Below are 10,784 nucleotides of genomic sequence, written 5' to 3' on the forward strand. Positions count from 1 at the left end.
CCTCAGGCTTTTTTGGGTGGTTGAGGCAGTGCGGGCAGCGCGTTGGAAAAATTATCTACGGCTTCGCGGGTGTAATGACTGCCAAGATCTTGCTCGCCCATATTGCTTAACAAACGACCCAGTTCAAGGCACACCTCATAGCTGCGACCATTCATATACGCGGTTTCGAAATATTCTCGGGCTTTGCCCCACAGCTGATTACGCAAGCTGATACGGCCCAGCGCCAACAGTAACTCAGCATTGCCGGTATGTTCTCGCAGCCACAATTCGGCAGTGGCCAATTGCTTATCGGTATCTTTAGCCTGCAGCCTGCCATAGATGGCAACCAATTCATCAGACCACTGGCTTTTAAGGGTCTGTCGCAGCAATTGCTCCGCTTGCTCGTCTTCGCCCAACTGATGCAATTTTGCAGCGTAAGCCGCCAGCACGGGTAGATCTCGCTGGCTGTTTTTGCTCAAGGACTTCCACCAGTTTTGCAGATCCTCAATGTCACCTTTTTGGCCAGCCTTTTCCAGGCCACCCATCAAGGCTTGGCGCTCCAAGGTCTGAATATCGTCTTCGGGGTAGACGTTAAATTTGCGTAACTCCGGAATTAACGCCAGCAAACCACTCCAGTCTTCTAAGCCTAAATAAACATGTTTTAACAGGCGAAGTGCCGAGGGATGACGAACGGCATTGCGGCGCACCCGAGTCAAGGTAGCCAGCGCTTCTTCCAACTGGCCATTTTTAAGTAATAACTCCGCCTGGGTAAGCTCCACAGCAATACCTGCCCGCGAGCTGCTGCCTTCCGCCAAACCCAGGTAACGGCGAGTAGCTTTGCTCTCACCCAGTGCCTGACTGGCTCTGGCCGCAAGCAGGTAATTCACTAAGGGGGCGTCGGTTTCTTTAGCGGCTTCAATAAGCAGCCGCCGGGATTTAACCCAGTTGCCTTCTATATAAGCGATTAAACCCAGCGTGGTTTTGCTCCGGCCACGCCGCAACCGACGTCGACTCCAAAAATTGCCGACGCTGTCGGAAAGTCGCGCCCCCCGTCGCAAACCAATAAACAGCGCAATGGCAATAATCAGTAAGATAACCAGCGCAGCAATACCGACCCACAGGGTCATTTCTACTGTAGTTTGACCGTAGGCAATAAGAATATAACCGGGGTCGTGCTGAATGGCCGCGGCCAGCCCTGCGGCCAGCAACAGAACGAGCAATACCGCAAAGAATACGCTCATCCCCGCACCTCTTGCTGCCAGCGACGGCTGTCAATATAGACCTTTAAGGCCGACAATGACGCAGAAATATCTGGCATTGTTCGGGTCAGCGGTAGCGTCAACAGCGCGTCAAGCTGCTCCAGCTGAGCCGTTACCGCATCGTCAAGCTGATAGTATTTTTTCAGCCAGTCCCGCGCCTGCTCCAAGGAACGACGATATAAGTCCGGACGCTCGGCAAGCAAGGCCATTTGCGCCTGCTCAACCATAAGCCGCAGGCTGTAACGCAAAGCGGCTTCCTGCTCTGGCGCTAACACTGGTTCAAAATTATCTTCGCGATGACTGATGCGGATATAGCTACTCAGCTTTTCCCACGCTCTGCGAAACCCACTGGCAAGGCGGTCTTGCCAGTTACCGTCCTCAGCCACCGGTTTTTCGGTCTCATAGCTGGGGGGCGTAAACAACGTCAAGGCTTCCAGCGCCTCGCCCAAACCCTCTAGCTTGAGGTACACGCCCTCAACATCAAAGTCGGCCACATTCTGTAACGTGGCAATTTCCTTGGCCAACTCAGCCCGCACCTTGTGCAAACCCGCGTCGTCCATTTCTTTTAATACCGAATCGGCACTGGCCAGAAGTTGGGCAGCAGATTTGGCATCCCGGCCCAATTGCAGACGCTGGTTGGCCAAACGCAGCAAATACTCAGCTTCGGCAATCAACCAGTCCTTGCGATCGACCGTGGCAAGTTTTTCTAGCTGGGATTCTAGCGCTTGGCTGCGGTTTAGCAGCTGAGCAAGCTGACTTTGCTGGTCGCTGCGTAATTGCGAGAGAGCTTCTCGCTGATTAGCCACCTGGCTTAACACCTCGCGCTGCTGCTGATCCAATCGCGAGAGATTGGTTTTAAGCGACGCCAGCGCCGGGTCGGCCTGCGGCGGCAACATATATTGCTCGCGATACATCCAAGCACTGGCCGCCAGCGCCACCACCGCGACAATAAAGGCCAACAGCGCCAACAATAACGTACCCCCACCGCCTTTGCGGCCAGGTTTTTTCTCGGTTTTCGCGTTGCCGCCTTTCTTTGCGTCAGGCTTGGCTTCCGGCGTGGGTTTCTGCTCGGCGCTAGGGTTCTGAGTTGTCGAACTAGGCGGAGTAGCCGGTTCTGTTTTATCGCCGCTCATTATATTCTCTCATCCATTTTACCAAGGGCGGCGAGGGTCGCTGCCGTGCCGGCATTTTCTGCCTGAATTATTCGAGTGTAGCCCAATTCGCTGGCCAGACCTGCCACACGCTGGCCGGGTAACACCAGTGCCAAAGTCTCTGAACAGGACGTTGGCGGACAATGCTGATAAAAATAGTCCAAGGTTTCACCGCTGTTCAAGCACACCGCATTTATCTGCTGTTTTACCAGCAATGCGTGTAATTCGCCATGTTCTAAAGTCGGGCTTTTGCGCTGATAGCACTCGGCGTAGTCCACAACCGCGCCACGCTCGCGAAGGCTAGTGGCAAGGGCTTCTCTGCCGCCCAAGCCGCGCACAATCAATACCTTGTCATGGTCTAAGTTTTGCAATTCTTTATGGCCAAGCAAGCTTTCGCTATTCATGGCGCCCCCCGCACTTTGGCAGGTAATGCCCCATTGTTGTAGCGCCGCCGCAGTGGCCTCGCCAATAGCATAGGCACTGAGACGCTGGGGCCACTGGGGCCAGAACTCGTCGATCAACGCCATGCCATATTCCACCGCATTCACGCTGATAAAAATAATCCGCCGATAATTATCCAAATCCATTATGCGGCTACGAGTCAGCCGAATAATGTCCAGGTGCTCCGGCTCTGCCAGTGCGTCAATCTGCATTAACGGCAGGTGGCTGCACACCGCCCCCGCCGCTGCCAAAGCTTGTAACAAAGTATCAGCCCGACCCGGGGGACGGGTGACCAGAATCCGCAAGCCACGAAGATCAGGCGGGTTTTTGATTGCCATACACCGCCTTCAGAATCTCTCCAGCGCCTTGGGCAATTAAGGCTTCGGCTACCGCAATCCCCAACGCTTCCGGCTGATCTAAAGGCCCATACTGTTCGGCCAATAACAGCTGACTACCATCGGGCTGCCCTACTCGGGCACGCAACCAAAGCTGCTCGGCATTATTGGGATCGACAATGGCATAACCGGCGATGGGCACTTGGCAGCCCCCTTCCAGTCGGCGGTTCATGGCCCGCTCTGCCCGCACGTCCCGATCAGTATCGGCATGATGCAAGGGTTGCAACATGGCAATCAGCTCGTGGTCATCGCTGCGGGTTTCAACCCCCACCGCACCCTGTCCACAGGCTGGTAAACTTTCGTCTACAGGCATAAATGAGGCAACACGCTCGGTAAGCTTAAGACGAATCAAGCCCGCGGCAGCCAGCACAATGGCATCAAACTGGCCTTCATCTAACTTGCGCAGCCGGGTTTGCACATTGCCCCGCAGGCTGCTGACTTTAAGGTCGGGGCGCAAAGTGCGCAGCTGACACTCACGACGTAAACTCGAGGTGCCCACATGGGCGCCTTGGGGCAAATCATGTACTGACGAAAAGTGATTGCTGACAAAGGCATCACGAGGATCTTCCCGCTCACAGATCACCGCCAACCCCAAGCCCTCAGGAAACTCCATCGGCACATCTTTCATGGAATGCACGGCAATATCTGCCCGGTCTTCGAGCATGGCCTGTTCAAGCTCTTTAACAAATAGCGCCTTACCGCCAATTTTGGACAGGGGCGAGTCCAGCAGCTGATCGCCACGGGTGGTCATACCCACCAGTTCTACCGTTAAGCCGGAGTGGGCCTTTTCCAGCTCTGCTTTAATATATTCGGCCTGCCACAGTGCCAACAGACTTTCTCGGGTGGCAATGCGGATGGTTTGGCGGGGCATATGCTAAATCCTGCTATTCATTGGGCCGCCTATGATACGCCAGCCAAGGGAGTCGATAAAACCGTGGTTACGGCAACCGAGCTTTAAAAGCCGCCAAATGACGACGACTAATGATGGGACCTTCCGTTACCCCTTCGATCATAACCCGGTAGCGACCTTGGGTAATCCGCTGCATACCCTGCACTCTGGCCCACACAACCAGGGCATTGCGATGTACGCGTTGCAAACGCTCACCAAATAATTGCTCCAGTTCTTTGAGGCTTTCATCCAGCAGTAACTCGCCACCACCATACACAGCAGTAACGTATTTATTATCAGCGTAAAAGAAGTGTACAGCGTCTAAAGCCAAACGCTGTATACCGCCACCTTGACGGGCACTTAGCTCTAACTTCTGCGTGGCAGCCAACTCAAGTTCATTAATTCGCTCAGAATCAGCAGGCTCAGTGGTGGCAGGAGTCAGTGACGCCAGCTGGGCGCGATTCAGTTGGGTGGCAGCGGCCAACACCTCAGTTAAACGCTGGGCCTTTACCGGCTTCAGCAGATAGGCAATGGCTTTTGCTTCAAAGGCGGCAATCGCATGGGCGTCATAGGCGGTGCAAAAAACAATGGCGGGCGCAGGAGACTCTGCCGCCAGCAACTGAGCCAATTCAATGCCGTTTTTACCCGGCATTTCAATATCCAGCAATAACAGCTCAGGCTTTGTCGATGCGTAGCGCTCTAACGCTTGCTGAGCATTTTCAGCTTCTGCCACCAACTCAATATGTGGCAACGGCTCAAGCAAGCGTTGCATTCGCAGCCGGGCCAGTGGCTCGTCATCTACAATCATTACCCTCATGCACTGGCTCCGCCTGTAATAGGTACGCTGAGGCGAGCGATGTACACCTTATTTTGACAACGCTCCGTTAATGAAGCGGCAGCGCCAAAGACATGCTGTAAGCGCTGGCGAATATTGTTATTGGCCATACCACTGCCTTCTGCGCTCGCGGTTTCTGGCACGGGGTTTTTCACCACAACCGTTAGCCTATCGGGCCGCGCAGATACCTGCACGTCTAGCACACCACCTGCTGTCAAACATTGAATGCCATGAAGCACGGCATTTTCCAAAAGCGGCTGCAAAATCAACGAGGGTAATTTGGCCCCGCTGAGCTCACCCTCTTCATGCCATTGAATTTGCAGGCGATCGCCCAAGCGATGCTGTTCTATACGCAGATAGCTTTCGCAAAGCTCCCGCTCCTGAGACCACGGCACCACGCGCTGACTACCGCCGAGGTTGGCCCGAAACAAACTGGCCAAATCTTCCACCGCCTCTTCGGCTTTAACGGGATTAATCGCAATCAAACTGGAGATACTGTTTAAGGTATTAAACAAAAAATGTGGACGAATGCGAGACTGCAAGGCATCGAGCTGAGCGTTGAGGGCGCTCTGTTGTCGCAGCCGCAACTGCTGGCTGAGGTAAGCATAACGCAGGCCAATGCCAATAATAATCGTCGCCATAACCAGAGTATCTAATATCCACCACCAATCCAGCTGGACGGACCGCCCGGCCATGACAGAGATGAGCCATTGACTGGCGACACTGAGCACGGCCACCCAGCACAAACAAACGGCAAAACTAAATCCGGCGCTGGCGGCAATGCTTAGCTTGCTAAAAACGGGTTTTAATCTGCACAACAACGCCGCGCCGCCCAAAGCGGCCCACAGCAAAAACAATGAGGCATAGGCGAGAATCAAAAAATTAAAGGCCGCGACACCCGAAGACAACACGGTATAGGCCACCGCCAGTAACTCGGAGAGCAGCGTTAGCATCAACAACGAGGTGGCGTTACACAAATCGCCAACAAAGGGCACGGCGCAGCCAAGCTCATCGCTGGAGCCTGACGTTGACGAAGTCTGTTTTGTTATCGAGGAGCTGTGTCGCACATCACGCGCCCATCCAATGCCGTTAAAAGCATGATAGCAGGACGGGGCCGTTATCGAAGCGAAATAGCAAAACAAACACAGGTCGCCGCGCCTCTACGACCGGCCCAAACGCTCGGTTCTAATTTAAACTGTAGTCAGACCAGCCATCAAACCAATGCTGTTGACTGCCGGGGCGAACCGCGCCTTGATAATTTGCACCTTCATCCCAAAACTCACCTTCGGGAATAGCGACAGCGCCTTGGGCCAACGCAGAGTTTGCAGGCACATCAAATTTAATTTCATTGAGCGCCTCTGCATTGCGCTGCCATAACGGCTCCCGCAGCAACTGTGCATGCTCATTGAAATAACGACTTTCATCCAAACCATTGTCGTCGTCTTGCGGGCCTTGCTCCGCAGAAAAATAACGACGTCCGCCTTCGCCAATATTGCTGATTGATACACCCGCAAAACTCAAACTGCCGTTGCCTAAGTTAACGCTGGTGGCGGTATCTTTAATATCGATGGCCTCCCCAGAAAAACCGCTGATCACCATATTATTAAAATGCCCCGCCGTACCCCGGCGCAAGGTCATCGCGCGTTGAAATTTTTCTCCGCTGGACAGACTCAGCAAGCTGACATTGTAAAACACGGGCTCTGAACGTGGTTGAGCAAGATGATCGCTCTGTAAATTATCTGCTTCAATGCCGTTGTCACCCATGCCCGGATATTGCAGTACCAACAAATGCTGTACCCGGCCCTGCCACCCCATATCCCAATCCAGTGAGTCATCACCGGCACCAGTGACAATGATATTTTTCAAATCCACATTGCCACCAAATACCTCGACACCGTCGTCCAATGCGCGATGCACCTGCACATTTCTGACAATGGTATTACTCCCGCAGCCACCCAGCGTTAGGCCATTGAGCTCATTATTGGCGTAGACCTCAAAGCCCGCGTACTCAATGCGCACAAACTCCAACACACCGCAGCTATCTTCTGCACTGCCCCCACCAAATGCGCCTCGGCTATCACTGGCGGGTACACCTTCTATCTGTGCGTATCGGGCGTTCACTGGCGCTGCGCCCAGCAACACCAAGCCACCCCAATCACCCGCACTGCGGCTGCCGGTATCTTTAGCACTGGTAAAAATCACCGGGGCATTGGCGCTGCCTCGGGCCAGAATAGTGGCGTCACGGGTCACCACCAGCGCACTGCCTGCCCGACCAGCCACGACGGCACCAGCCTCGATAGTCAGCCGTGCACCGGCTTCTACATAGACAATGCCATCAAGCAACCAGGTTTTATCACTGCCCCAATACTGGTCGCCGTAAATAGAGCCGCTAACCACTTCGGTTCTGGTATCCGCCGCCCAAAAAAATTGGTACATCAACGCCGAAACAATGCCCAGCAAGATCAATAAACCCGCACCCAAAACAACCGGACGGGGCCCCGGTTTTTTCTCTATATCAGCAGGCGATGCCGCCACCATTGTTTCGGCAATATCCGGATTAAACACCGGCCGCGCTGCAGCACTGCTATAACTTTGGGTGAGCTCGCCCTCTATATTCAATTGCCGCAGACGTTGGCCCAACTCCCGAATCTCTGGGTTACCGCTAATCACGGCCTGATCGATTAATTCTCGTCGATAACCCGTGTCTTTGAGCAAGGTACTAAAATGCACATAACGCACGCCACCATCGCCGTGTTTGTCATAGGTCTGCTTAAGCTGCCAGAGCAATTCCACTAACCTTGCTCTTGGCGCGTGTACCTCGTTCATACCGGTCCTTACTCTTCGACACAAAATCAATGGCAAGTATCGAGGCAAGGTATGACAGCGATGTGACGCTGGCCCAAACTTATTCCACCCTCTCAACGCATGGCATCCATTACTGCTATAATGCCGCCCTTTTAACGCCCGCCACGGCGGTATATTGCGAGTACAGGACAGCATCCATGACCGACAAAGAATCCAGCATCAAACCCTGGGGCGGCCGCTTCTCTGAAGCTACCGACCAGTTCGTGGAACGATTTACAGCTTCTGTCGGTTTTGACCAGCGCCTTTACCATCACGATATCAATGGTTCATTAGCCCATGCGGCAATGCTGGCCAAGGTTGGCGTGCTAAACCAAGACGAGTTGACACAAATTCAAAACGGCTTGGAAGAAATTCGCAGCGAGATCGAAAGCGGTCATTTTGAGTGGTCGGTCAGCCTTGAAGATGTCCACATGAACATCGAGGCCAAACTCACCGAGAAGATTGGTATTACCGGCAAAAAGCTTCACACCGGCCGCTCTCGAAACGACCAGGTCGCCACCGATATCCGCCTGTATTTGCGGGATGAAATTGGCGTGATTGTCGGCGAGCTCACCCGCCTGCAGTCAGGCTTGATTGAACTGGCCCAACGCGAAGCCAGCACCATCATGCCCGGTTTCACTCACTTACAAACAGCGCAGCCTGTCACCTTTGGCCATCACATACTGGCGTGGAACGAAATGCTCGAGCGGGACTTTAGCCGCCTGCAAGATTGCGTCAAACGCTTAAACCAGTGCCCCTTAGGCGCCGCGGCCCTTGCCGGTACCACCTACCCTATAGACCGGCACTACAGCGCCGAGCTGCTAGGATTTGATGCACCGACAGAAAACTCTCTGGACTCAGTGAGCGACCGGGACTTTGCCATTGAATTTGCGGCGGCTGCCAGCCTGATCATGACCCACCTCTCCCGCTTCAGTGAAGAACTGGTGTTATGGACCTCGGCGCAATTTAACTTTATCGATCTGCCTGACCGCTTTTGCACCGGCTCCAGTATCATGCCCCAAAAGAAAAACCCCGATGTGCCCGAGTTAGTGCGGGGTAAAGTCGGCCGGGTGAATGGTCACTTGTTTAGTCTGCTGACCTTGATGAAGTCACAGCCACTGGCGTACAACAAAGATAACCAAGAAGACAAAGAGCCGCTGTTTGATATTATCGACACCCTGCGCGACAGCCTAAAAGCTTATGCCGATATGGCCCCCGCCATTACCGTGAATGCCGACGTCACTCGCGAGGCGGCACTGCGCGGATTTTCCACCGCCACGGATCTTGCCGATTACCTGGTTAGAAAAGGCCTGCCTTTTAGAGACGCCCATGAAGTGGTCGGTAAGTCTGTCGCCTTCGGTATTAAAGAAGGTCGGGATCTGTCGCAAATGAGCCTGGCCGAGCTGCAACAGTTTAGCGATACCATCGGTGAAGATGTCTTTGATGTGCTAACACTGGAAGGCTCAGTAAATGCCCGCGACCACATTGGCGGCACCGCACCTGCTCAGGTAAAAGCAGCAGCCCAGCGCGCCAGCGAACGCCTTCAGCGTCGCAACTAAACTCTGCGAAGCTCACCACCGCGAACAAACCCAGCCGCAACCCGATATTTTTTCGGGTTGCGGCGTCGTCGTGAACACGCCAGAGCAAGCATCCCCACCCTCTTTTCTCCACTCTTGTACAAGTCGCTTTATCTTTCTTGGAAGGAAAAATGCGGTAACGGTGTTAAAGTATTTGTGGCACAGCCTTGTAACAGCGGATTGGATTCCCACTAACAGCGGATTTTTTCTGTTGTAGAAATACAGATTAAACGATTGCAAAACCCCGGCCATGAACGAAAATTTCGCTAGCCGCGTAAACTAGCAGCCTGTACACGTTTAATGCCCAACAAATAATGTTCGCTAAGTCATACCCAGCAAACTTCACCTTTATCGATAAGGAGCTACCCGACGATGCCCAAGCGTGCACGCCGATTGCTGTCTCTGATTACCCCCATCTTTCTTATCGCCGCTTGCAGCGGTGATACCACAAGCAGTGCCAGCCCCCAGCGGCCGCCCACCGCTGTGGCGGTAAAAATCATTACCCAGCAAGATGTGCAACGCCGTATTCAAGCCTTGGGCACCCTGCTGGCACGAGACTCCATCGACATCACCACCAATGTCAGCGAGAAAATTACCGCCCTGCATTTTCGTGATGGTGAGGTAGTGAACAAAGGCCAGTCGCTGGCCACACTCGCCCAGCAGGAAGAGCGCGCATTACTGGCCGCTGCCGAGGCGAACCTTGCCGAACAAGAACGCGAATTACAGAGATTAAAAGGCTTGATCGAGCGCAAAGTAGCGGCGCAAACAGAATACGATCAGCGCCAAACTGCCAAACTACAGGCGCAAGCCAGAATAAAAGAAGTGGAAGCCATGATTGCCGAGCGCAATTTACGTGCGCCGTTTGCCGGTCACGTCGGCCTGCGCCGAGTGAGTCCCGGTGCCTTGATCACGCCGGGGCAAGTCATTACGACTCTAGATGACATTCAGGTAATGCGAATGGATTTCCAAATTCCAGCATTGTTCTTAACTGCAGTTACCCAAGGGCAAACGGTAGAGGCTTATAGCGAAGCGCTGCAGCAAAGCTTCTCGGGAAAGATTACCGCCGTAGACAGCCGTATTGATCCCATTGCCCGCAATATTAATGTTCGCGCTGAATTGCCCAACCCGGAGCTGCAGCTCAAACCCGGCATGCTCATGCAGCTATCTTTAATTACCGAACAGCGCCCAGTCTTGATGGTGCCAGAAGAGGCACTGCAAAGCATTCAAGACCAGCATTACGTATGGGTGATGACAAACGAACAGACCGCTCGACAACAGCAAATTGAACTGGGACTTCGCAAACCCGGATTGGTCGAAGCCAGTAGCGGCCTGAGCGAAGGAGACAAGGTCATTTACGAAGGCTACGACATGCTCCGTGAGGGTGCTCCGGTAGCCCCTCAGGAGGAGAGCTAAA

At 53.7% G+C, this 10,784-nt stretch carries 9 protein-coding genes; 2 read left to right on the forward strand and 7 right to left on the reverse strand.

Features of this window, described 5'->3' with window-relative positions; genetic code table 11:
• Window positions 1–2: 2 nt before the first annotated feature.
• From IMCC21906_RS01290 to IMCC21906_RS01320, 7 genes are all read right to left on the reverse strand, one after another.
• Window positions 3–1,220: a heme biosynthesis HemY N-terminal domain-containing protein gene (locus IMCC21906_RS01290; protein WP_047010654.1), complete on the reverse strand. Its 1,218-nt coding sequence runs from the start codon at window positions 1,218–1,220 to the stop codon at window positions 3–5.
• Window positions 1,217–2,371 carry a uroporphyrinogen-III C-methyltransferase gene (locus tag IMCC21906_RS01295; RefSeq protein ID WP_047010655.1) on the reverse strand — a complete coding sequence of 385 codons (1,155 nt, stop codon included), beginning with the start codon at window positions 2,369–2,371 and terminating at the stop codon, window positions 1,217–1,219. Before IMCC21906_RS01295 ends, IMCC21906_RS01290 begins: the two co-directional genes overlap by 4 nt.
• Window positions 2,371–3,168 (reverse strand): uroporphyrinogen-III synthase, encoded by a 798-nt coding sequence (locus IMCC21906_RS01300; RefSeq protein WP_052763298.1) that lies wholly within the window; start codon window positions 3,166–3,168, stop codon window positions 2,371–2,373. The genes IMCC21906_RS01295 and IMCC21906_RS01300 overlap by 1 nt, the downstream gene beginning before the upstream one ends.
• A complete protein-coding gene (gene hemC, locus IMCC21906_RS01305) occupies window positions 3,146–4,096 on the reverse strand; it encodes a hydroxymethylbilane synthase (RefSeq protein ID WP_047010656.1) in 951 nt (316 codons plus the stop codon). The genes IMCC21906_RS01300 and hemC overlap by 23 nt, the downstream gene beginning before the upstream one ends.
• 67 nt (window positions 4,097–4,163) lie before the next feature.
• Window positions 4,164–4,931 (reverse strand): LytTR family DNA-binding domain-containing protein, encoded by a 768-nt coding sequence (locus IMCC21906_RS01310; RefSeq protein ID WP_047010657.1) that lies wholly within the window; start codon window positions 4,929–4,931, stop codon window positions 4,164–4,166.
• The gene (locus tag IMCC21906_RS01315) at window positions 4,928–6,016 is read right to left on the reverse strand and encodes a sensor histidine kinase (RefSeq protein ID WP_156165958.1); all 1,089 of its coding nucleotides are present in this window, start codon (window positions 6,014–6,016) and stop codon (window positions 4,928–4,930) included. The genes IMCC21906_RS01310 and IMCC21906_RS01315 overlap by 4 nt, the downstream gene beginning before the upstream one ends.
• Window positions 6,017–6,134: 118 nt before the next feature.
• A complete protein-coding gene (locus IMCC21906_RS01320) occupies window positions 6,135–7,775 on the reverse strand; it encodes a hypothetical protein (protein ID WP_047010658.1) in 1,641 nt (546 codons plus the stop codon).
• A 176-nt stretch (window positions 7,776–7,951) separates the two neighbouring features.
• Between IMCC21906_RS01320 and argH the strand changes: the two genes are divergently transcribed.
• Both argH and IMCC21906_RS01330 read left to right on the forward strand, forming a co-directional pair.
• Window positions 7,952–9,352, forward strand: a complete 1,401-nt coding sequence (gene argH / locus IMCC21906_RS01325; protein ID WP_047010659.1) for an argininosuccinate lyase — start codon at window positions 7,952–7,954, stop codon at window positions 9,350–9,352.
• Window positions 9,353–9,742: 390 nt separating this feature from the next.
• Window positions 9,743–10,783 carry an efflux RND transporter periplasmic adaptor subunit gene (locus tag IMCC21906_RS01330; protein ID WP_052763300.1) on the forward strand — a complete coding sequence of 347 codons (1,041 nt, stop codon included), beginning with the start codon at window positions 9,743–9,745 and terminating at the stop codon, window positions 10,781–10,783.
• Window position 10,784 lies beyond the last annotated feature (1 nt).

The sequence above is a fragment of the Spongiibacter sp. IMCC21906 genome (genome assembly GCF_001010805.1).
Taxonomy (GTDB): domain Bacteria; phylum Pseudomonadota; class Gammaproteobacteria; order Pseudomonadales; family Spongiibacteraceae; genus Spongiibacter.

Bases quoted from the DNA above. Each gene is read 5' to 3' on its own strand.
- IMCC21906_RS01330 (WP_052763300.1), top strand. From the start codon at position 9,743: ATGCCCAAGCGTGCACGCCGATTGCTGTCTCTGATTACCCCCATCTTT.
- argH (WP_047010659.1), top strand. From the start codon at position 7,952: ATGACCGACAAAGAATCCAGCATCAAACCCTGGGGCGGCCGCTTCTCT.
- IMCC21906_RS01310 (WP_047010657.1), bottom strand. From the start codon at position 4,931: ATGAGGGTAATGATTGTAGATGACGAGCCACTGGCCCGGCTGCGAATG.
- hemC (WP_047010656.1), bottom strand. From the start codon at position 4,096: ATGCCCCGCCAAACCATCCGCATTGCCACCCGAGAAAGTCTGTTGGCA.
- IMCC21906_RS01300 (WP_052763298.1), bottom strand. From the start codon at position 3,168: ATGGCAATCAAAAACCCGCCTGATCTTCGTGGCTTGCGGATTCTGGTC.
- IMCC21906_RS01290 (WP_047010654.1), bottom strand. From the start codon at position 1,220: ATGAGCGTATTCTTTGCGGTATTGCTCGTTCTGTTGCTGGCCGCAGGG.
- IMCC21906_RS01320 (WP_047010658.1), bottom strand. From the start codon at position 7,775: ATGAACGAGGTACACGCGCCAAGAGCAAGGTTAGTGGAATTGCTCTGG.
- IMCC21906_RS01295 (WP_047010655.1), bottom strand. From the start codon at position 2,371: ATGAGCGGCGATAAAACAGAACCGGCTACTCCGCCTAGTTCGACAACT.